We start from the raw sequence: 21,119 nt of genomic DNA, 5'->3' as shown, positions 1-21,119 counted from the left end.
GGTCATGACGTCCGGGCTTGCGGGCATGGTGAACGCGAGCCTCGAGGTGGTCCGGAGGCTTCAAGCGAGCGGCCATCGCGTGTCCTATGCATGCCCCCATGACGTCCGCGCGACCATCGAGCGACACGGGATCGACTATCACCAGCTGCCTCCGGTGAATCGGCAGCCTGCGCCGGAGCGAAGGCGTCGAGCGAACGAATCGCGTCTCGCCCACAAGCGCGCGGAGTGGCGTACGCGGGTGGAGCGGCGGAGCGCGGGCGTGGCGGCGCTGGGGATGGAGGCCTTGCGGGAGCTTCTTGGAAGGCTCAAGCCGGATCTGGTTCTCGCGGACTTCGACCTCGAGGAGCACGTGATCACCTGCGTGACGAGCGGTGTGCGTACCGTGATCCTCAGTCCCTGGTTCGAGTTCCGCCGGTGCGCTGGCCTTCCGCCGCTGGGTTCTCGGCTGGTGGGCGGCACCTCGATGTCACGCTGGGCGGCGTGGACGAGCTACCGCTGCCGCAGCCGACTTCGGCGACTGCGCACGTCCATGCGCTACTTCGGCACGGACCGCCGCGGTGTCGTCGAGGAGTACGCGCGCCGCACCGGGTTCCCGGCGTCGGATCTGTGGGGCCATGACTGGAGCACGCTGTTCGCGTTCGACTCCGTGCCGGTCTGGAGCATGACCGCGAAGGAGCTCGAGTTCCCCCACGTCCAGAGAGCCTCGTTCTCCCACGTCGGTCCCATGGTGCGGCTGGACCGGATCGAGGACGAACGCGCAGCTGACGCTCTCGGGGCGATGGAGGCGAGGATCGGACGGGCGCGCGCGGCGGGCCACCGCGTGCTCTACGGATCGCTGTCCTCCATGGCGGCGGACGCGGACCGGGACGACGACCAGGGCGGTGCGTCGGGCGGCCCGTTCGTGGATCGCCTGGTCGAAGCGCTGGCTTCCCGGGATGACTGGGTGTTGCTGCTCGGACTGGGTGGACAGACCCGCGCGCTCGAAGGGGTCCTTCGGCGCCGCGGGAAGCCGCTACCTTCTCAGATAGAAGTCCTCCCATGGGCGCCCCAGCTCGAAGCGCTGAAAGAAGCCGATCTCTTCATTTCGCACGCAGGGATCCACTCGATCCACGAGGCGTTCACCATGGGCACGCCCACGGTGGTCTATTCGGCGTCGGCGTTCGACCAGGACGGATGCGCCGCGCGGCTGGCATTCCACCGAGCGGCCAGCGTCGGATCCCGTGATGAGTCATCGGCGGCGATCGCGGCGCGCCTCCACGGGGCGCTCGCGGACGAATCCCTGCGGATCCGCACGCGTGAAGTGCGCGGTCTCTTCTCTGCCTCGGGCGGTGCGCTCGATGCGGCCGTCGCGTCCGTTCTCAAAGCCGTGCCCATCCCCGATCCGTGCGTGTCCTGACCCTTCTTCCCAAGCTGCCTGGTGAGCCGGTGGATGGGCACGTGATTCGTACACGACCGCTCTTGAGGCATCTCGTGCAGAAGGCCGCGGTGGACGTTCTGGCCTATGAGGTCGGGAGCATCGACGCGGACATCGCGGAGCGCGTCGCGTCCCTCCGGGCGATTCCGGTGCGCCTGGAGCCGAACACCTCGGCCGTCCACCGCATCAGGACGTTCTTCAGCCCCCACGACGTCCAGCCCTGGTATCGCTCCTACAGCGAGGCCCTGGCGGAGCGGCTCTCGGGGAGCGAGTACGACCTCATCTGGGTCGCCGGCTGGAAGATGCTTCTGTACCTCCCCGAGGTCAGGCGCCTTGTCTCTCCGCGAACGAAGATCATCGCGGATGTGGTCGACGACGAGCTACTCGGCAACTGGCGGGACCTGCGCGGGGCGAAGGGGCCGCGCTCCCGTGCCACGATGGCCCGTCGACTGCTGCGCAATTCCCTCTACCAGCGCAGGTTCCTCGCCCACGCGGATCTCGCCCTGTTCGTGGCCGAGAACGACGCGAACTCGACTCGGGCGCGGATGCCTCGCCTGCGCGTCGAGGTGAACCAGAACGGCGTGGATACGGACTACTTCGCGCCCGCTCCTCCGAGCGGCAAGCACCGCGACGAGGGACCTGTTCTTCTCTTCGAAGGGACGATGTCCTACGGCCCGAACGTCGAGGGCGCGCTCTATCTGGTGAAGCGCGTGCTTCCGATCGTTCAGCGGTCGGTTCCGGACGCAAGGGTGCTGATCGTCGGCCGCAATCCGACGCCGGAGATCGAGGCCCTGGCGGCCCACGATGTGGAGGTCACCGGGACCGTGGACGACGTGCGTTCGGACATGCGCCGCGGTGCCATGCTGGCCTGCTCACTGCGCTCCGGGACCGGACTGAAGAACAAGATCCTGCAGTCCTGGGCCATGGGAATCCCGGTGGTGGCGACGCCGATCTCGGTGCCAGGGCTGGGCGCGATTCACGACGTGAACGTTCTCATCGCGGAGGGCCCGGAGGCCTTCGCCGCGCAGTGTGTCAGGCTGCTGGAAGCGCCCTCGCTGGCGGAGCGGATCGGCAACGCGGGCCGAAGGATGGCCCTGGATCGCTACTCGATGCACGTCAAGCTCGGTGAGATCGACAGCTTCATCGAGGAGCTGGTCGGCCCGCGGACGTTCGCCAGAGCGTCCACTTCACAGAAGCAGAGCGCGTCTCCTTGAGCCTCCTGCCCCACGCCTGTGTGGTGGTGGGCCGGTGACTCGAGCACGCGGAGAGCGCCTTCGCTACCTCAGCTGACCTTCACGCCCTTCCAGAAGGCCACGTGGCCCTTGATGTTAGCGGCGTCCGGCTTGGGGTCGGCGTAGTACCACGCCGCGCCCGCGTTCGTTTCGCCGTCCACCACCACGTCGTAGTAGTTCGCGGTGCCCTTCCAGCCGCACACCGTCGTGTTGGAGGCGGGCTTGAAGTGCTCCATCCGAAGGGAGTCGGCGGGGAAGTAGTGGTTGCCCTCCACCACTTCGGTGTTGGGGCTCTCGGCGATGACGGTTCCGTTCCAGGTGGCTGTGGGCATGGTGGTTTCTCTCGGGTTCGAACGATCGGGTTCAGCAGGGGAGTTCGAGGGGGAGTTCGAAGCGTCTCGACCGCCGGATCCAGCGATATCGGAACTCCGCCTGGAGGCGCGGACTCCTCGGAGTCGAGGCTACTTGAGAAACTGCCGCGCGACCGCGTCGGCCAGGGGCAGCCCGCTGGCCGTCAATCGGTAGTAGGTCGCGCCGTCTCTCAACTGCGTCTCCAGGAAGCCCTGGTCGATGAGGAGATGGGCGGTCGCCAGGTGCGGGTCCTCTTCTGCGTCGGTGAGTCCAGCGGTTTCGCGGGCTCGCTCCGGATTCACGCCTTCGGTCAAGCGGAGCCCGAGCCACCACGTTTCGGCGAGGCGAGCGTGGACGTCGGGGTCCTCGCGCCAGTCCGTGGCGTGGCCGGCGGTCTGCATGCGGCGGAGGTAGGGCTGGATCGCGCGCGGATTGCCGGCGCGTGCCTGGCCCACCTTGCTCACCGCGCCCGGGCCGATGCCGACGTACTGGGCGTTGCGCCAGTAGCCGACGTTGTGGGCGCAGGCCTCGCCTGGGCGCGCGTGGTTCGAGATCTCGTAGGCCGCCAGGCCCGCGGCCGCGGTGAGTTCTCGCGTCGTGTGGAACATCTCCAGCTCGACCTCTTCGGGTGAGCTCGCGAGCTTGCCCTGGTCCAGCCAGCGCTTGAAGCGCGTGTCTTCCTCGAAGGTGAGGTTGTAAGCGGAGAGGTGCTCGGGCCCCAGATCCAGAACGCGGCCGAGGTCCCGCGCCCAGTCCGCGGCCGTCTGGCCGGGCACCGCGTAGATCATGTCGAGGTTGAGGTGCTCGATGCCGGCCGCGCGGGCGGCCTCGAACGCGCGGAAGGAATCGTCGACGCTGTGCACGCGGCCGAAGAGCTTCAGGGTCTCGTCGTTCAGCGTCTGGAAGCCGATCGACAGGCGCGGAACGCCGAGGTCGAGCAGCGCCTTCGCCTTGTCGCGATCGAGGCTCTCGGGATTGCACTCGGCGGAGACTTCGGTGGCGCTGTCCCGCCAACCGACGAGTTCGTCGAGTCCGTCGAGGAAGCGCGTCAGCTGCTCGATGCTGAGCAGCGAGGGCGTTCCGCCGCCGATGAAGACGGTGCGTGGACGGAGCGGCGCGCGGAGGCGCGCTTCCTCCAGGATCGCGGCGATCATCCCGTCGATGTCCTGGCCGTCGTCGGGCACCGAGAAGAAGTCGCAATAGTGGCACTTGGCCGCGCAGAACGGCAGGTGCACGTAGAGCGCGACGCCGTCCTCCGCTCGATCCAGCGCGGCGGCCCTGGGCTTCCCCTGGCGTGCGGCGAAGCTCTCTTCCGTGGAACTCATCGGGACGTCACGGGTTCTCCGTGCGGAGCTCGACCGTCTTCCCGTCGTTCGGGCCCAGCTCGATCGTGGTCTTGCCGAGGACCGTTTCGCGGCCGCGCTTGTCGAAGCCGCGGGCTTCCAGGAAGAGCGGCAGAGCCGGCAGTCCTTCGAGCGCGAAAATGGTCGCGTCGGGGTCGGTGGTGATGCCGGGCGTGTTCAGCCCGAACGTGGCGAAGTGGCGCTTCGAAGGTGCGGCGCCGTTGGGACCGGGCTCCATTCGATGCAGGAGCAGCGCCTTGAGGTTCGTGCGATTCGGGCCGGTCACGCGCACCGTGAGTTCGGCCGCGGGCCACAGAACGGCGTCCATGACGCCGGATTCGCGCGGATCGACCAGCAGGGCGGTGGTCGCGTAGCCGTCGGCGCTGACGTGGAGCCAGATCGGGTGATCCGCGGCAAGGTAGGGAAGCTCGATCGGCGACGCGGCGTTCTCCACCAGTACGTCCCCCACCATCGCTTCACCCCGGCTTCGTGCTGTGGTCGCGTCCGGGCCGATCCTGACGGTGACGCCCGCAAGCGGCACGAGCTGGGTGCCTGCGAATACGCGGAGCGTGTTGACGGGGATAGGCTCGCCGATCAGCGCGTAGTCGGCGGTTTCGTCGAGCGTGAACGGCCCCGGGAAACCGAGGAAGCGAACGGTCTGGTCCTCCAGTCGCCCCCCGTCGATGCGCAGGCGACAGCGGGCCGGTACTTCCACCTGGAAGCGGCCCTGGTTCACGTTGACCGTCAGAGGCACCATCTTGCCGCGGTTGAGCACGGCGATCTCGATGGTTCCGCGCACCGCAGGGTAGGGCGTCTTGCCGACGGGCTGAAGCATGGCGTTCCCGTGGAACTCCACGAGTTCCGCGCCGCCGAAGTCACCGTCCGGCACGCGGCTCGAGTTGTCTTCGGTGACGCTGGTGAGCGACTCCTCCGGTTCGTCCGGTACCGTCGGCAAGTCCATGGCGGGCTCCACCGGGTTCTCCGGGGCGGCGGCCGGGTCATCTCCGCTCATCCCCAGCGGAGAGACGACCGCAGGGACCTGTTCCTCCCCAGGGACCGTGGGACCGAGCCGGTCGCCGAAAAGGAAGAAGGCCGTCACTCCCACGAGGACGGCCAGAAGTAGTACTGCAAAGCGCATGATCTGCGCTCCACCGTAATCGGACGGCTACTCGCCGGCCATGACCTCGTAGAGCTTCTTCAGCGCGTCGCGTTCGATCTGACGCACCCGCTCGCGGGTCAGACCCACGATCTTCCCGATCTCCTTGAGCGTCATCGGGTCCTCTGCGTTCGAGCCGAGGCCGTAGCGCAGACGAAGGATCGTCGCCTCGCGCTCGTCGATCACCAGAAGGAGTTCGTTCAGGCGCGCGAGTAGATCGTTCTGGATCGTGCTGTCCTCGGGATCGGTCGCGTTCTCGTCCTCGACCGTGTCCTGGCTCTGGGTCATCACGTCCAGGGACACCTGGCCCGCGGCATTGCTCTCGATCGTTCGTTTGAGCAGCGGCCACGACTCCTTCGGGATGTCCAGCTCGAGTGCGACCTCCTCGACGGTGGGCATGCGACCGAGCATGTAGCGCAGTTCGTTCGCGACCGTCCGCCATTTGGACATCATCTCGTTCATGTAGCCCGGCACCCGCACGGACTTCACGGTGTTCGTCAGGGCGCGGCGGATCGACTGCTTGATCCACCAGGTCCCGTAGGTGGAGAAACGGCAGCCCGCGTCGGGGTCGAACTTCTCCGCGGCCTTCATGAGGCCGATGTTGCCCTCGGCGATCAGGTCCTGGAGGTTGAGCCCGCGCTCGCCATACATCTTGGCGATGGACACGACGAGGCGGAGGTTGGCGCGGATCAGATGCTCCCGCGCCTCCATGTCGCCCGCCTGGACGCGCGCGCCCAGTTCCTTCTCCTGCTCGGCGGTGAGCAAGGGGACCTCATTGATCTCCTGAAGGTAGGTTTCGAGGCAGCGTTCGGCTGAAATGGCGGACTCCGGGCGATCGGGGCGGTAGATGGGGAGTAGCGGGCACGTGCGCCGCCTTTGCTTCTTCCTAACCGTTCGGATACCGGGGCTCGGCTTCTTGAGAGCGGGGGGTGATCGTCCCTCCACGTCTCGGGACGGGCCTTCTGCTATCCTCTTCACGAGACATGAACGAGCCGTCGATTGAAAAGGTCGTCCCTGAAGAGGACTTTTGCACACTTCTGGAAGAGCGCGCAGTCGCGCTTCTGGAGACGTGTGCGGCCCCGGGCGGTGCGGCGTGGACGAAGCGGCGGTTCTTCGATCTCTCCGTCGAAGCGGACGAACTCGAGGCATTCCTCGACGACTACGGCGCACGGACGAATCGCAGGTTTTCGGCCTTCACCGAGATCGTGGCGTCCATTCGCGGATTTGCGCTGACCGGGCTGAGCCTGATTCACCTGGTTCGGCGCGTCGCTTCCTACGGTGTGCTGGAATCCCTCGGCGATCGCAGGGTGGCCGCGCTGGATGATCTCGGCCTCGCCCTTCAGTTCACCGAGGCGAAGCTGGCAGGACTCATGCGCGCCCTCCTCGACGAGGGGCGTTCGATCGGCGTCACGCACCTGACCCAGGGCGAGGGTCATCCGCCTCTGGACCGAACGGTTCGGCGCTTCCGACTCCCCCACAACGTCGACCTGGATCGGATCGAGGACGAAGAGCAGCGCATCGCGGAGGTGGCCTCCAAGTACCTCGCCGCCGTCGAACTGCTCCAGAAGGTCAAGATCCGGCCGATCCTCGACGAACAGGAGCGGGAGGCCTTCATGCACTCTCGGTGCTCGGAGGTGGATGCTCGCGTCTGGGAGTCCACGGTTCACAATCTTCAGTCGAGCTACGACACCTACGTGAAGAATACCGTGCTCGAGACCGGCGACCCGCGGCTCAAGACACTTCGGGGACACATCTCGGCGGCGCTCCATACGCTCGAAGCCGTGACGCGCCTGACGCACTTCGTCGAGCGCCATGAGGGCTGCCTTCGATCGGACACGGCCGACGTGGCCCTGCAGGGCATCGTGCCTCGACACGAGGTGCGAGACGTGACCCTGAACCGGCTCCTCGTCTGGGCCTGGGCCTTTATCGAGCACGGAAAGGACCTGGCCTCGTCGCTCTTGCCGAGCTACACGAATGCTTCCGAAGCCACCCTCCAACTTCGTGAGGGGATCATCCTGCACGCTCGGCCGGCTTCCCTGGTGGTGGCGGTGGTCCAGCACCACGGCACACCCGTCGAGCTGGAAGTCGCGGGCACCGTCTGCAACGCGGGCTCCATCCTGGAGATCATGGTCGCCATCGGCTCGAACCCCGAAGCCCGGGAGTACCTCGTGCGCGGAGATGAGCGCCCTCTGCGCGATCTGGTCGCGCTGTTCGCGGCCGACCTCGGCGAGGCCGGGCTGGAGGCTCTGCCCGATTCGCTTGGCTATTTGAGGCGGTGAGGCTGGAGGATCAGAAGCCGAGGAACAGCCGGTCCGCAAGGATCTTCGGCAGACCGGCTCCGATGATCCGAGCCGCCTCCCGCTCGATGTCGTACTCGACGCGCCGCATTTCGACGCGGGTGGTCTCCGTGTCATAGATGGCATAGGCGGCGCGCGGATCCTCGTCGCGCGGCTGCCCCACGCTGCCGACGTTCACCAGGGCGACCGTCGACTCGGACAGATCGACCGTTCGTTCGATGGTGTAGGACGTCCGGTTCGGTGCGTCCAGCAAGCGCATGATCGTGACCGGCACATGGGTGTGCCCCACGAAACAAACCGGCCGATCCATCACATCGAGTGATGGGTCGGCGTCGGCGGTGTTCTGGATGTAGTCGAAGCGCTCGGGGCGGTCGAGCGTTCCGTGGGAAAGGGAGAAGTGCTCCTGGTGCGCCGTCATCGGAAGATCCGCGAGCCACCTCAAGTCCGTCCTGCCGAGCTGCTTGGTCGTGTATCGAACGCCGGCCCGTGCGTCCGCGTTGAACAGTCTCGAGTCCAACTCCCCCACGCATGCGGCGTCGTGATTCCCCTTCACGACGAGCGCTTGCCTTGCCCTCAGCACCTCGATGACTTCGGCCGGGGCTGCTCCGTAGCCGACCACGTCCCCCACCTGGACGATCGCCTCGATTCCCTCTGCGTCCACGACGTCCAGCACCGCTTCGAGCGCCGCCAGATTGGAGTGAATATCACCGAGGATGGCGTAGCGCATGGCGGGCGTTGGGGGAGGCGATCGAGGCGGCGGTCGAGCCGCGACTCCAGCCGGCGGCGACGAGACTCCAACCGAAGATGGGCAGCAGGGACGCCAGCCAGGCGTCGGCCCCGAGCGGGTCGCCCGTGAACGACGATCTCAGCATCCGGCCTGGATCCAGAAGGTGAAGAAGTGCGCGCCCGTACGGAAGGCGGCCGGCGGTCAGAGCCGGTACCACGACCACGGCGAACGCTATCCAGCCGACTCCCGTGAGTTTGTCGCGGAACGAATCGTGGTGGTCTCGGGACGAGGACCGCAGCGGGACGATGGCGACCATGGAGGCGAGATGGGCCCACCCCACCAGAAGTGCTGCGACCGAGGTGGTGGCCTCGAAGCTGGCGAACTGCCACCGCTGGAACGCCTCCGCGGGGATCAGCACCACGCTCGCCATGAGTGCGGACATGGAGGTCAAAGCGGTCAGGTCGACCCCCAGTCCCCACCATCGACCTCTCTCGAGAAACATGGGTCTCAATTTGAGGCATGGGCCGAGTGCCAGGGCCTGACCGAAGGCTCCGGCCAGCAGGGCCAACTCGAAGTGTGCCGTCGATCGATGGATCCCTGCGGTCCCCAACCCCAACGGCATGAAGACCTCGAGGCTCCACCAGACTGCGAGTAGCCCGACGCTGGCGAGCCAGAAGATCGGCTGCCGTAGGACCTGGGTGATGACGATGCGGAGAATGAGAAGAGCGGCCATGGCGCGGCAGGGGCGTGTCGAACTTTCGCTGCTTGACAGCCCCTGTGGTTCGTCTACAGTCGCGGTTTCTAGCCACGGGAACAAGAGTGTTCCACGTGGAACATCGGCGCCGAACAGGAAAGGATATGGAACGTCGTCTCGGAAGAGGCCTGGGATCGTTGCTCGGTCAGACAGGTGAGCCTGGGCAGGCTCAAGCAGAGCCGAGCGCTGGCGAGGTCAGCAAGCCAGAGACCAGCACCCCGCGGAAGCCGAGCGGACCTTCGGTCCGAATGGCGGCCCAATACGTCGACGTTTCGATGATCCGACGCAACCCCGATCAGCCCCGCAAGACCTTCGATAGCGCGGCCCTGGAGGACCTGCGGCAGAGCATCGAGCGCCATGGCGTGCTTCAGCCGATCTGTGTGCGCAAGATCGAATCGGGCTATGAGATCGTCTCCGGGGAGCGGCGCTGGCGTGCCGCAAGGTCAGCAGGGCTCAAGCAGATCCCGGCCACGATCAAGGAGGAGCTGGATGACACCGCCAGCCTCGAACTGGCCATCGTCGAGAACGTCCAGCGAGAGGATCTGGATGCTCTGGAGAAGGCGAGGGGATACCAGGCCTTGATGGACCGGGTGGGGCTCACGCAGGAGGGCGTGGCGGAACGTGTCGGGCTGAAGCGTTCCTCCGTGGCGAACCACCTTCGTCTGCTCGATCTTCCGAAGGATGCTCAGGAGGCGCTGACGAAGGGCTTGATCTCCATGGGGCACGCCCGCGCCCTGCTCAGCCTGAAGGGTGAGAAGGAGATTCTCGGTGCGCTCGGGCAAGTGGTGCGAAAGGATCTGTCCGTGCGTGAGACCGAGCAGTTGACGAAGGCCTCCGAGCCGGCTTCCACTGCGTCGGGGTCAGGAGGCAGCGTCGGTGCCGTCTCTTCCAAGGAGATGGCTCCAGCGGCGCCATGGGTCCATGAGATCGAGGGCCAGTTGCGCGAGACATTGGGGGTGAAGGTCACCCTGAAGAATGGCAAGAAGTACCGGGGCTCGATCACCCTGGACTACGCGAACCGGGACGAACTGGAGCGGATCGTTGCGCTGATTGCTCCCAAAAAGACCCTCTGAGGTCCATGGAGCATCCGCGGTCGAATCGCTGTCCGCTCGAGGCAAGGGGATGTTCCACGTGGAACATCCCCTTCTTCGTGTTCTCCGTGAGGGCAAGCAAATGCGAGTTGTCCACCTTTTGTCCACGCGGCGGAAGTGAGCGCCTGCCGCCCCTGCGCCGGTCTTCCAGAGATCGCCAACCCCGCTGAAGCGACCGCGATCGCGTTTTGGCGTCGGAAGCGAGGGCCCCTTCATCCTGGCGGTCATGGTGGTTGTCCACAGCCGTCGGCGATGCGTGACAGGACGGATGTTCCACGTGGAACATCCCCGTGTCAGCTCGTGAGGACCACGGAGTGTTCCACGTGGAACATCCGACGCTCGCTTCCGGTGAGCCACCAGGTGTTCCACGCGGAACATCCACGCCACGCTCGCTGTGAGCTACCTGGTGTTCCACGTGGAACATTCACGCCTGGCTTGCTGTGAGGTCCCGAGTGTTCCACGTGGAACATTCGTGTGCCGCCAGTGGCGGCGGGAGGAATGTTCCACGTGGAACACTTGGCCCCGGTCGAGGCTCGGGTCACGAAAAAAGCGGCACCGGAGCTTTCCGATGCCGCTTCTTCCGCCGCTGCCGCCGCGAATCGCCTACTCGACGACGGTCGCCTTGGTGATCTCCACCAGTTCAACCGGGGTCTCGGCCTTGTCCGTGCGGAGCTCGGCGTTCGAAATCTCCTGAATCAGCTCGAGACCCTCCAGGACCTTACCGTAGACGACGTAGTTGCCGTCAAACTGGTGCTGGGGAGAAGCCGTCAGGTAGAACTGGCTGCCGCTGGAGTCCTTGGCGCCACCCTGCTTGGCCGCGGCGAGTACACCCTCGGCGTGGACCAGGCCGGAGTCCTCCTGGGGGACCTTGGTGTCAGGACCGCCGGTGCCCCACGAGGCGGGGTCGTCGTTGCGGCTGTTGGGATCTCCGCCCTGGATGAATCCACCCGGCTGAACCCGGTGGAACTTCGTGCCGTCGTAGTATCCCTCTTCCGCCAGCTTCAGGAAGTTCTTGGCATGCAGCGGCGCCTTGTCGATGTAGAGGCCGACCACGATCTTGCCCTTCGGTGTGTTCAGCTCCACCCGCGGGGCGTTCTCGGGCAGATCAGGGTTTTCGAACAGCGACTTGTGCTCGTCCATCCACTTGGATTCGGCAGAGAGCGCCGTTTCCATCTTCTTGAGGAGCGTCATCTCCTCACCGTCGGGCCCGAGCGGGAATTTGACGCTGGAGAAGATCGCGGGCGCGTCCTTGAGCGCCTGGCCCAGCGCCTGCTCCGCGTCACCGTACTTGCGCTCCGAGCTCAGGATCGCCGCCTGGTTGATTCGAGCGATGGCGGCGACCGAGGGCTCTTTGATGGCCTTGGCGGCTTCCGCGACCGCCGCTGCGTCCGCCTCGCCCCCGGAGGTCGCCTGGTAGAGCGCGTTCCAGTCGGCGCGCTGCTCCTGGACGGCCGCCTCGCTGGAGCGGCTCATCCACAGGATCACCGCGGAAACGGCACCCAGGATCGCGAGTCCGATCCACTTGTACTGATCGACGAACTCGGCGAACGCAGAGCGTTCCTCTTGGGCGATGCTGATCTCGGTCGCGGCCTTGTGCTTTGCCATCTCTTTCGTTGCCTGAACTGCTTGCAGGAAGCGCCCTGGGGTGGTTGCTCGTTTTGCGAGGCGTTTTGGGTTCGAGCCGGAGCGAAAGGGCCGGATCGAGGAAGGATTGAATTCGTCTGCCCAGAACGGTGGGGGCGTGACTGACCGGGCATTATAGAAGCCCGCGGGGCGGTGGGGGCGATTCGTTCGCCTGCGCCATCCCAAGTTTCTCGATCCAAGGGCTCCCCCGGGCCTCCATCCCAGCCTCTCCACCATGCTGACCTCTCTCCTGATCGCTGTCGCGCCACTCGCTCTCCCTTCGGACCCAGTCCAGCTGGTGAGGGCCCCGATCGCTGGATCCCTCACCGTCTCCGTGCCAGATGATTTCAAGGACAAGATGGCGGAAGCAGGCAAGGACCCCGAGAAACTCTGGGCGCTCTACCAGTGGTCCCTGGAGGACGACGAACGCAAGAAGTATCGCAAGCGCGTGCTGAAGGCCCTGATCAAGGTGGATCCGGACCATGAGGAGGCCCGTCTCGCCCTCGGCCATGTGGCCTACGACGGCAAGTGGTTCGAGACCGAGCGCGAGCGCGACAAGTACGCGGAGAAGGTCGCCAAGGAGCGTGGCCTCGTGAAGTTCAAGGATGAGTGGGTCGAACCAGCCGACGTGCCGTTCCTGTCCCAGGGCTTCGTCCGCAACGAGTACGGGGACTGGGTGGATCCGATCGCGCTGAAGCGAAAGGCGGAGGGCTGGAAGCAGCAGGACCTCGAGTGGATCGCCCCCGCGGATTTCGACAAGATCGAGCAGGGCCTCTGGAAGTGCGATGACACGTGGCTTCCGCTCGACCGCGCCAACGAGTGGCATGAGGACCTCGAGGCACCGTGGAAGATCCCCACGAAGCGCGCGGTCATCTGGGCCACGACGACGCGAGAAACGGCGATGAAGGCGGCGGCCCAGGCGGAACAGGCCTGGTTCGACATGCAGAAGGTCTTCGGCTACGGCGGCGACGTCCCGGTGCCGTTCACGGTCGTCCGCGACCAGGCGCAGTACCTGCGCTTCATGGACGGAGATGAGGATTTCGACCTGCCGCAGATCGACCCGTTCGGCGTCTCCGGCCACTCACGCGCTGCGCTCGCGGATCTCTACTTCGATCTCGAAGAAGGCAAGTATCACGGGATGGGCGTCACCTACTGGGACGCGGACGATTCCAACGGGGACAACTATGGCATCCACGACGCTCGATTCGCCTATGGCCTCTCTTTCGTCGAGAGCCTCGATCCGAGCTTCAACGCCGCCGCGGACGCCATCGAGCACGCAGGTGACAAGGGGGTCGACAGAGGCCGCTTCCTGGAAGCGCGCTACCAGGAACATCGGATCCCCCGGTGGCTCCGCTGGGGCGCTGCCAACTACGCATCCCGCTGGTTCAAGGATCAGCAGGTCAAGAAGGGCGGCAACCCGCGCTGGGCGATCGAGTGGTCCGCCAGCAACCTCCGCAGCCAGGGGGGCCTTGCGGACCTCGACGACGTCTTCGAGTTCGATGGCCGGCTGGAGAACGACCAGACCGCGACTCTGATCCTCAGCGCCGGCCTCCTCGTGGCCTACATGGTCGACGGCGGGAACCCCGAGCTTTCCAAGCTGCTGAAGGAATTCCAGCAGCAGCTCCAAAAGGGCGAGGACGTGCAGAACATCCTGGAACAGATTCGTAAGAAGCTGGCCGACAGTGAGGAGGAGATCCGCGCCTACGCCGGGCTCTGATCGCTTTCGGCGCCCACTTCATCACCGCCCATCTCATCACCGGCCTGAGTCCTCGAGTCCCTGAGTCCTCAGGTCGACCCCCTTCGCGCAAGACTCCCGTTCCCACCTTCGTTCCACCATGTTCATCGCCCTAGGTCTCGCTTCAGCGGCCATTTCGGTTCCGTTCCAAGAATCCGCGTCCTACGCGCCTGCTTCGCTGCATCCGGCCTCTGCGACCTTCGTCGTCCAGTTCCCTGATCTCCAGAAGCTGATCGAGGCCTTCCGCACCACCGGCGCGGTCCGGATGCTGGAGGACCCCGATCTTCAGACCGCGATCGGTCAGGTGATGGCAGGCGAGGGAGCGGACCCGGTGGACCCCATCGGGATGCTCATGGAGCAGTATGCGAGGGCCGTGGACAGGGGCGAGATGCCGCCGCTCCTCGACTATCTCCAGGGCATGGAATCAGCCAGCGCCTCGGTGGACTTCGCCGGCGGCGACGTGCTTGCCTTCGTGCAGGGCATCGAGACAGCCGAGGACAAGGGCTTCTTCGTCAGCCAGAACCTGGGCATCCGTTTCGTCGCTGACTTCATCGACGAGCCAACAGCAGAGAAGGTCACGGAGTTCCTGATCGAGGCGATTGGCGAGGACGGACCGAGGGGGATGGAGCTCAGCGCGCGTGCGCTGACGATGCCCGAGGGTGCGATGGGCTTTGGAGCCAGCGGCATTCGCGACTGGACGTTCGTGCCGAGCGAAGCCGGAAACGGCGCGGGCAAGAATGGGTTCGAGACCACCATGCACCTCGTGGCGGGTGGCAAGCGCCTGGCCCTGTTCATGGGCAACGTTGATTCGGCCGACTACGTCCGGGCGCTCGCGGCCAACACGGTCCCGAGTCCCGCCGCCTCGCTCTTCGAGCCGGGGCGAGCAGCCTTCAAGAAGGCGCCCGCGGCACCTGCCTTCGAACTCTTCCTGCGCCCCTTCGTCGAGGACATGGTCGCGATGAACGAGCCCAACGCGGTCCCGTTGCTCGACATCGCAGAAGCGCTCATCGGCCCCGCCGCCTCGCTCGCCATCCGCGGCGGCCACTGGCGCATGGGGATCGATAGCGGCCAGTTCGTCCTGGAAGGGATCCACGATCCTTCGCGCGGAGGCCCGCTGTCCGGCGTGATCGGAGCCCAGCCCCTGGATCGGTCAGCGCTGGAACTCGTCCATCCGGACGCGCTCGTGACCTCCGTCACCAGTCTCGATTCGAAGGTGCTGGCGAACCTGATCCAGCAATTCGCTACCGAAGAGGACCCGACGATGCTCGACGAGATCGAAGAGCGCTTCCACTTCCGACCGGACCGGGACCTCGCCGCTCCGCTCGGAGGGGCGGTGAGCTACAGCCTTCCGGCGCTCACGTCGCTCTTCTCGGCCCCGAACGTGATGGGCGCCGTGGCCCTGCGCGACAAGGAGGCGTTCACCAAGGGCATGGATGGCCTCATGGGAATGGCCGAAAGTCTCGGCGAGGACGTTCAGCTCGTTCGGGACGACTACAAGGGCGCGATGATGTACACGCTCTCCTTCACCGGCGACGTCGGCTTCTCCGTTCCAGGCCTGCCGTTCGACCCCGCAAGCTTCTTCAAGCCGACGTTCACGATCATGGGCGACCGCGTCCTCTTGACGACGCTTCCGACGCACGCCAAGAAGGAGATTCGCCGCGTCGGAAAGCTCGCGGATGGCGAGGAACCGCCGGTTCACGAGAAGATCATGGCGATGGGGGACCTCAACGGCGCGACCACGGTGGGCTACGCCGATTGGCCCCAGTTCTTCGGGATGTTCTACACGCAGATCAAGGGCATCGCGCCGCTGCTCGCGGGCGGCGGCGACCTTCCGATCAACCCGGCGATGCTGCCTGACGCTGCCATCCTCACGCGTCACTTCCAGCCAAGCGAGAACTGGACCCGAATCCAGGACGGCAAGGTGATGCAGTATGCGAAGTCGTCGCTGGGCACCGAGGCCTTCTTCTTGCCGGCGAGCCTCGCCGGGCTCTTCACCGTCGGGACCCGCTTCCAGGGGACGGAGCCGCTGATGGTGGAAGCCGTGGCGGTGGACGAAGTCGAATGGGAGGACGCCGCGGAGGAAGCCCCGGAGCCAGGTAGCCCCGAAGCGCTGTTGTCGACGACCGAAGAGTCGCTGGTCGACCTGGACGTCGCGCTGACGCTTTACCAGTACGACCACAAGGGCGCAGCGCCCGCCTCCCTCGACGCTCTGCTGGAGACGTCGACCAAGTACCCGAATGGCTACCTGGAATCGGACGCGTTGCCCATGGACGGCTGGGGCCATGCCTTCATCTACGCGAAGACGGACGAGGCCTACAGGCTCTACTCCATGGGCCCCAATGGGGTGGACGACGGCGGCGCCGGGGACGATATCTCTCCGCGTTGAGCCCGGATCGGCCAGAGCCTGGCTCCGACCCCGAGTGGGTCTACCGCCGCAGCGACCGTGCCACGCGCAACGGGCCGCTGCGGCGGCGTTTTCGTGACTGGCGCAGGCGCGTCACGGCGCCGATCGTGCCGGCTCTCGCGCCGGCGCTTCTCCGCGGCCTCAGCCGCACCTGGCGCGTGAAGATGATCCGCCCGGAGCTCCGCACGGGCGTGCTCGATTCACCGGACGGCTGTATTCCGGTGCTGTGGCACGGCCGCATGGCGACGGCGGCATCGGCGTTTGCCGGAACACGCGCCACGGTCCTCGTGTCGGCCTCGGGGGATGGCGCTCTCGCCGACATGCTGCTCCAGAGACTCGGCTACGGGACGCTCCGCGGTTCGACGGCCAAGGGCGGCGCGCGCGCCATTCGCGAGATGCGTGCCCTGCTATCCAGCGGTGTTCCGGTGGCGATCACGCCTGACGGCCCTCGGGGGCCCAGGCATCACATGAACCTCGGAGCGGCGTTCTTGGCCCGCGCCACCGGGCGCCCCGTGCTGCCGATCGGGTTCGGGGTCTCACGTGCGCTGCGGCTGGGCTCCTGGGACCGCTTCACGATCCCGCTACCGTTCAGCCGGGTGACCGTGGTGTTCGGCGAACCGCTGGAGGTCCCGCGCGCGTCGGGCGAGGACGCGCTCGTCGCGGCGACCGACGAGATCCGTAGCCGCCTGATCGGGGCGGAGATCGAGGCGTTCGCTTCCCTGGACAAGCAGGTGGACTGGTGATTCGAATCGGCTTCAGCGGGCTCATGCACCCGGCGCTGGAGACCCTTCTACCGGCGAAGCGCAGCGCGGACTTCCATCGCGTGGCGTTCTTCGGGGGGTACTTCGGCTGCCTGGAGGTCGACACCACGGCCCACGTGATCCCGCGGCGTGAGCACGTGGCGCGCTGGAGAGCGGCGCTGTCGGAGAGTCCCCGCACGAGGCTCTTGCTGCGACTTCCCGCGGGATTGCTCGATCGAAGCCGCAGTGACGCAGAGCGTGCCGCGGACACCGAGGCGTTCGTGGTGGCGCTCACACCACTGCTCAAGCGCGAGCGATTCGGCGCGGTCGTCGCGACGCTGCCGAGCGAGGGCTACCTCTTCGGGCCCGCCGAGGTCCGCAGTCTCAGCCAGCTCGCGCGGGCGCTGCGCCCCGCGCCCCTGGTGCTCGAAGCGCGCCACCGCTCCTGGTACGAGTCGACGGCCCTCGACGCGGTCCGCGGCACGGGCTGGTCGCTCGTGTATCTCGAGGGTGACGACCGCTGGGACGCGCCGCCGGCCGATCACGGGGCCACGGGCCCGATCGGCATGCTGCGACTGGTCCACGATGGGCCGGCGCCGCCTGCGCTGATCGGGCGCGTGGCGCGCCGGGCTCGCGCGCTGGAAGAGCGCTTCGACGTGCTCTACGTGGTCACGGACTGCGGCCCGGCGGTCCAGCCCGGCGTCGCGGCCGCGCTGGAGATCAAGTACGTGCTGAACGGCGAGCAGCCGATCCTCGCGTGGCCCGAGATCCGTTCGAGTTTTCCCCATTTGGAGCCGCTGTGCCGAACGGCGGACGATGACTGACAGTCCATGGCGCAAGAGATGGCAACGAAGGAGGAGAGAACCTGGCTCCTGTATCCAGAGGATCCCGCGCGGCGGGTCGGTGTTCGCATCGAGCGGCCCGGGGATGCGCTTGAAGAGGGAGCAGCCGAGCGGCCGGTCGTGGTCCTGAGCCACGGCTTCAAGGGCTTCATGGACTGGGGCTTCTTTCCGATGCTGTCCACGCGGCTCGCGCGCGCCGGATTCGTGGTGGTCTCCTTCAACGCGTCCGGTTCCGGCATCGGCGACGACCCGATGGTCATGGACGACGAGGAGGCCTTCCTCCGCGACACGTACACGAGACAGCTCGAGGACATCGCTCGCGTTCGCGCTTGGGCGCGCAGGCTGGAGGGCGTCGATGCCGGCCGCGAGGCGCTGATGGGGCACAGCCGCGGCGGCGGGATGTCCATCGTGGCGGCGGCCGAGGATCCACCCGCGGCGCTCGTCACCTGGGCCGCGATCGACGAGTCGGATCGGTTCGACGACGCGACGAAGGCCCACTGGAGAGCGGAGGGGGAACTCCGCGTTCCCAACGGGCGCACCGGCCAGGTCCATCGGATGTCGGTCGCCGCGCTGGATGACTTCGAAGAGCACCGCGAGCGCCTCGACATCGTGGCGGCCGCAGGCCGCTACCCGGGGCCGTTCCTCGCCATCCATGGTTCGAAGGATGGAACCGTGCCGCCGTCGGCCGCGACTCGACTCGCCGCGGCGGCGCCGGGCGGTTCGGCCTTGATCCTGGAAGGCGCCGACCACGCGTTCGACGCGAAACACCCGATGGGGGAGGTGTCCCCCGAAGCCCTGGAGCGTGCCATCGCTGCGACGCTTGACCACCTGGCCCCGCTCGCGGAGCCCCCACGCGGCACCGCGTCACCGGCGCGGCCCCAAGTAAACTGAAGCCGTGAATCACCCCATGCTGTCTGCGCTCTTCCCTTCGCTGCTTCCCCTGGTGGCAGCCGTGGCATCCGCCGTGTCGTCGCCGATCCAGGAAGGCGGCTGGTCGCCCCCGCCGCCTCCTCCGCTCGTGCCGTCGCCGATGATGGCGCAGCCGCGCTTCGCTCCCTTCGTGCTGCCGGACGATGCCCGGATCGTCGCGGCCGAGGACGGACTGGAGCGTCAGGCGCTGCTGCTCCAGGAAACGCTCGAGAAGCGGCTCGGGCGCCGGATTCCGCTCGGTGAGCGGCCTGCGCGCTCCGGGGACCTGACGCTGACGATCGGCTACCTGGCGGACCAGGTAGCCGAGAATCCCGAGGGCTACGCGATCGAGGTTTTCGACGATCACGTCGCTCTGTCGGGGGCCAATTCCGTCGGCGTGGCGCGCGCGATCGCGCGCCTGGCGCAGCTCTTTCGTTTCGACGCGGAAAACGGCCTCTGGATACTGCCACCCACCCGCATCGATGACGCGCCCGCCTACGTGTGGCGCGGATTGATGCTGGACCTGGCGCGCTTTCCGCACTCGGTCGAATCCGTTCGGGAAGCGATCGACCTGGCGTTTCTCTTCTCGCTCAGCACCGTTCACCTGCACCTGTCGGACGATCAGGCGTTCACGTTCCCCGCGGACTGTTTGCCGGAGCGAACCGATCCTGCGGTGGACGGGCCCCATCGCGGGTACTCCGCCGGGGACCTGCGCTTTCTCGTGCAGTACGGGGCCGACCGCGGGATCGTGCTCGTGCCGGAGATCGATGTGCCCGCGCATTCGAGCGTACTGATTCGCTCGCGCCCCGATCTCTTCGGTCACGTCGACCCGCAGACGGGAAAGGCCGAGGTGACGGGCGCGATCAACATGGCTTCGCCGCGTGCAATCGTCGCGCTCAAGAAGATCTTCGACGAGGTGAGCGGCCTCTTCTGGACGAGTCCCTACGTTCACCTCGGAGGCGACGAGTTCTACGCGCCGGATCTCTTGAAGCTGCCCGAGTTCCAGGCGCTGAGCGCTGCGGAAGATCTTCCTTTTCGGCTGGAGGGGGGCGCTCTCGACGCGCACCTGAATCACTTCCTGGGGAGGATGGCGAAGTTCGTCGCGAGCAGGGAGCGTCGACCGATCGTCTGGGAGGGTTTCCGTCCGACCGACAGCGCGAAGAGCAGCGTCGGCACCGGTACGTGGGTCATGTGCTGGAGCCAGGACTCCTTCGGGCCTCTGGAACTCGTCGAGGCGGGCTACAACATCATCAACTGCGGCTGGGAGCCGCTCTACATCGTGCCCGCCCAGGGTTGGGCCAGCCAGCCGGAGGATGCGTTCGACTGGTCGCCATCGAGCGTTCGGCAGCGCTTCGGTGGCAGGACGACCGATCTCCCCGCGGGGGCGCCGCTCCAGGGAGCGCAGATCTGCGTCTGGGAGCAAAGGCCCGAAGCGATCGTGCCCGCGGTGCTGCGACTGGCGCCCGAACTCGCGGAGCGGATGTGGGGAAGCCACGCAGCGCCTGCGACCTACGCGGACTTCGAGCCTCTGGCGCAGGAAGCGCGCGACGTGGTGCGTGACATGCTGAGGCCCGTGCTGCTCGAGTGGGAAAGCGATCTGGGCGCGGACCGCCTGCTCTTCGGGGATCGCGTTGAGGTCCGCTTCCAGACGGCGGCGCACTCGGCACCGGGAGTGATTCGCTACGTCGCCAGCGGTCAGTTCGGGGCCGAGCCGACGAACGAGTCACCCCTGGCTCCGGCGGAACCGCTGGTGTTGAAGGAGAGCACGGTGATCGCGGCCGCGCTCTTCTCCGACGACGGTCGACGGATCGGAGGCGTGACCCAGGTCCGCTTCGAGCGAGGCATGCCGGTCCTCGGCTTCGAGGCATATCGCCTGCCCCGCGGAGGCGCGTTCGAGCCCGGGGATTTCGATCGACTCGACGCGGCGGCAGCGATCGGCCGCGGGGAACTGATGGCGCCGACCCCTGACAGGATCGGTGCTATCCATCGGGAGCAGTTCGCTCGGGTCCGTCCGGAGGCTCACATCGATCTGCGGCCGATCTCCTGGGAGCCATCTTCTACCGTGGGGTCGATCGATCGTGAACGCCCGAGGATCTGGGGCCGCCACGCGGTGGTCGCCCGTGGCCAGGTCACGATCGACGAGCCCGGGCTCTGGACCCTGGAGTTCCAGAGCCGGGGCGGCATCGGTCGCGTGACCCTCGGTGACGCTTCTGTTACCTGCGGGAGCGACGATCAGATCGTCCGTCGGAGCGCCGAATTGGAGGCCGGGGTGTACAGCCTTTGTATCGAACATGCGGTGTTGGATGTTCACAACGACCTGCAGGTGTGGCTTACGCCCGCGGGCGAATCCCTGAGGTCCCCGGTCTCTCTGCATCTGCGTCCGCTCTCGACCCTCGTCGACGCCAACGCGCTCCTCGGGCTCCGCTCGTTCCAGGATTGAGCGTCGGTTAGCATGAGGACGGGATCATCGGATTTCGTCACACTTTTCCTCGCCGTACGTA

Annotated in this window: 17 protein-coding genes; 10 read left to right on the top strand and 7 right to left on the bottom strand. The window is 66.6% G+C overall.

Annotated elements, in window-relative coordinates; translation table 11 throughout:
• Nucleotides 1-4: 4 nt before the first annotated feature.
• Both Poly30_RS27730 and Poly30_RS27725 read left to right on the top strand, forming a co-directional pair.
• On the top strand, nt 5-1,396 hold the full coding sequence (locus tag Poly30_RS27730; protein WP_145205728.1) for a glycosyltransferase: 1,392 nt from the start codon (nt 5-7) through the stop codon (nt 1,394-1,396).
• Nucleotides 1,397-1,437: 41 nt separating this feature from the next.
• Nucleotides 1,438-2,628 (top strand): glycosyltransferase family 4 protein, encoded by a 1,191-nt coding sequence (locus Poly30_RS27725; RefSeq protein ID WP_145205725.1) that lies wholly within the window; start codon nt 1,438-1,440, stop codon nt 2,626-2,628.
• A 68-nt stretch (nt 2,629-2,696) separates the two neighbouring features.
• Here the strand turns inward: Poly30_RS27725 and Poly30_RS27720 are convergent, their stop codons facing one another.
• The 4 genes from Poly30_RS27720 to Poly30_RS27705 form a co-directional block, all read right to left on the bottom strand.
• Nucleotides 2,697-2,978 (bottom strand): DUF427 domain-containing protein, encoded by a 282-nt coding sequence (locus Poly30_RS27720; protein ID WP_145205722.1) that lies wholly within the window; start codon nt 2,976-2,978, stop codon nt 2,697-2,699.
• Nucleotides 2,979-3,107: 129 nt separating this feature from the next.
• The gene (gene hemW / locus Poly30_RS27715) at nt 3,108-4,322 is read right to left on the bottom strand and encodes a radical SAM family heme chaperone HemW (RefSeq protein WP_145205719.1); all 1,215 of its coding nucleotides are present in this window, start codon (nt 4,320-4,322) and stop codon (nt 3,108-3,110) included.
• A 7-nt stretch (nt 4,323-4,329) separates the two neighbouring features.
• A complete protein-coding gene (locus tag Poly30_RS27710; protein ID WP_145205716.1) occupies nt 4,330-5,478 on the bottom strand; it encodes a hypothetical protein in 1,149 nt (382 codons plus the stop codon).
• 27 nt (nt 5,479-5,505) lie between these two features.
• Entirely contained in the window at nt 5,506-6,441 is a 936-nt protein-coding gene (locus tag Poly30_RS27705; protein WP_419190751.1) for a sigma-70 family RNA polymerase sigma factor, read from the bottom strand.
• Nucleotides 6,442-6,479: 38 nt separating this feature from the next.
• Here Poly30_RS27705 and Poly30_RS27700 point away from each other — a divergent pair, with 38 nt between their 5' ends.
• Complete coding sequence (locus Poly30_RS27700; protein WP_419190750.1) at nt 6,480-7,775, top strand: HPr family phosphocarrier protein; 1,296 nt, start codon at nt 6,480-6,482, stop codon at nt 7,773-7,775.
• A gap of 10 nt (nt 7,776-7,785) precedes the next feature.
• Here the strand turns inward: Poly30_RS27700 and Poly30_RS27695 are convergent, their stop codons facing one another.
• Complete coding sequence (locus Poly30_RS27695) at nt 7,786-8,520, bottom strand: metallophosphoesterase family protein (protein ID WP_145205707.1); 735 nt, start codon at nt 8,518-8,520, stop codon at nt 7,786-7,788.
• Nucleotides 8,498-9,253 (bottom strand): hypothetical protein, encoded by a 756-nt coding sequence (locus tag Poly30_RS27690; RefSeq protein WP_145205704.1) that lies wholly within the window; start codon nt 9,251-9,253, stop codon nt 8,498-8,500. Before Poly30_RS27690 ends, Poly30_RS27695 begins: the two co-directional genes overlap by 23 nt.
• A gap of 269 nt (nt 9,254-9,522) precedes the next feature.
• Here Poly30_RS27690 and Poly30_RS27685 point away from each other — a divergent pair, with 269 nt between their 5' ends.
• Nucleotides 9,523-10,347: a ParB/RepB/Spo0J family partition protein gene (locus tag Poly30_RS27685; RefSeq protein ID WP_419190749.1), complete on the top strand. Its 825-nt coding sequence runs from the start codon at nt 9,523-9,525 to the stop codon at nt 10,345-10,347.
• 621 nt (nt 10,348-10,968) lie between these two features.
• Here the strand turns inward: Poly30_RS27685 and Poly30_RS27680 are convergent.
• A complete protein-coding gene (locus tag Poly30_RS27680) occupies nt 10,969-11,970 on the bottom strand; it encodes a peptidylprolyl isomerase (RefSeq protein ID WP_145205699.1) in 1,002 nt (333 codons plus the stop codon).
• 253 nt (nt 11,971-12,223) lie between these two features.
• On the opposite strand from Poly30_RS27680, the gene Poly30_RS27675 reads away from it, so the two are divergent.
• From Poly30_RS27675 to Poly30_RS27650, 6 genes are all read left to right on the top strand, one after another.
• The gene (locus Poly30_RS27675) at nt 12,224-13,705 is read left to right on the top strand and encodes a hypothetical protein (protein ID WP_145205696.1); all 1,482 of its coding nucleotides are present in this window, start codon (nt 12,224-12,226) and stop codon (nt 13,703-13,705) included.
• Between the two features lie 118 nt (nt 13,706-13,823).
• Nucleotides 13,824-16,109, top strand: coding sequence for a type II secretion system protein GspG (locus Poly30_RS27670; RefSeq protein ID WP_145205693.1), 2,286 nt, complete (start codon nt 13,824-13,826; stop codon nt 16,107-16,109).
• A complete protein-coding gene (locus tag Poly30_RS27665) occupies nt 16,106-16,870 on the top strand; it encodes a lysophospholipid acyltransferase family protein (protein ID WP_145205690.1) in 765 nt (254 codons plus the stop codon). Before Poly30_RS27670 ends, Poly30_RS27665 begins: the two co-directional genes overlap by 4 nt.
• On the top strand, nt 16,867-17,691 hold the full coding sequence (locus tag Poly30_RS27660; protein WP_145205687.1) for a DUF72 domain-containing protein: 825 nt from the start codon (nt 16,867-16,869) through the stop codon (nt 17,689-17,691). Before Poly30_RS27665 ends, Poly30_RS27660 begins: the two co-directional genes overlap by 4 nt.
• A gap of 6 nt (nt 17,692-17,697) precedes the next feature.
• Nucleotides 17,698-18,600, top strand: a complete 903-nt coding sequence (locus tag Poly30_RS27655) for an alpha/beta hydrolase family protein (protein ID WP_145205684.1) — start codon at nt 17,698-17,700, stop codon at nt 18,598-18,600.
• Between the two features lie 4 nt (nt 18,601-18,604).
• Complete coding sequence (locus Poly30_RS27650) at nt 18,605-21,058, top strand: family 20 glycosylhydrolase (protein ID WP_145205681.1); 2,454 nt, start codon at nt 18,605-18,607, stop codon at nt 21,056-21,058.
• Nucleotides 21,059-21,119: the final 61 nt, after the last annotated feature.

Source organism: Saltatorellus ferox (assembly GCA_007751475.1).
Taxonomy (GTDB): Bacteria; Planctomycetota; UBA1135; order UBA1135.
Note: the sequence above shows the minus strand (reverse complement) of the source record. Positions and strands in the feature narration are given on the sequence as shown.

Bases quoted from the DNA above. Each gene is read 5' to 3' on its own strand.
- Poly30_RS27690 (WP_145205704.1), bottom strand. From the start codon at position 9,253: ATGGCCGCTCTTCTCATTCTCCGCATCGTCATCACCCAGGTCCTACGG.
- hemW (WP_145205719.1), bottom strand. From the start codon at position 4,322: ATGAGTTCCACGGAAGAGAGCTTCGCCGCACGCCAGGGGAAGCCCAGG.
- Poly30_RS27730 (WP_145205728.1), top strand. From the start codon at position 5: ATGACGTCCGGGCTTGCGGGCATGGTGAACGCGAGCCTCGAGGTGGTC.
- Poly30_RS27700 (WP_419190750.1), top strand. From the start codon at position 6,480: ATGAACGAGCCGTCGATTGAAAAGGTCGTCCCTGAAGAGGACTTTTGC.
- Poly30_RS27655 (WP_145205684.1), top strand. From the start codon at position 17,698: ATGGCGCAAGAGATGGCAACGAAGGAGGAGAGAACCTGGCTCCTGTAT.
- Poly30_RS27680 (WP_145205699.1), bottom strand. From the start codon at position 11,970: ATGGCAAAGCACAAGGCCGCGACCGAGATCAGCATCGCCCAAGAGGAA.
- Poly30_RS27670 (WP_145205693.1), top strand. From the start codon at position 13,824: ATGTTCATCGCCCTAGGTCTCGCTTCAGCGGCCATTTCGGTTCCGTTC.
- Poly30_RS27685 (WP_419190749.1), top strand. From the start codon at position 9,523: ATGGCGGCCCAATACGTCGACGTTTCGATGATCCGACGCAACCCCGAT.
- Poly30_RS27675 (WP_145205696.1), top strand. From the start codon at position 12,224: ATGCTGACCTCTCTCCTGATCGCTGTCGCGCCACTCGCTCTCCCTTCG.
- Poly30_RS27695 (WP_145205707.1), bottom strand. From the start codon at position 8,520: ATGCGCTACGCCATCCTCGGTGATATTCACTCCAATCTGGCGGCGCTC.
- Poly30_RS27710 (WP_145205716.1), bottom strand. From the start codon at position 5,478: ATGCGCTTTGCAGTACTACTTCTGGCCGTCCTCGTGGGAGTGACGGCC.
- Poly30_RS27720 (WP_145205722.1), bottom strand. From the start codon at position 2,978: ATGCCCACAGCCACCTGGAACGGAACCGTCATCGCCGAGAGCCCCAAC.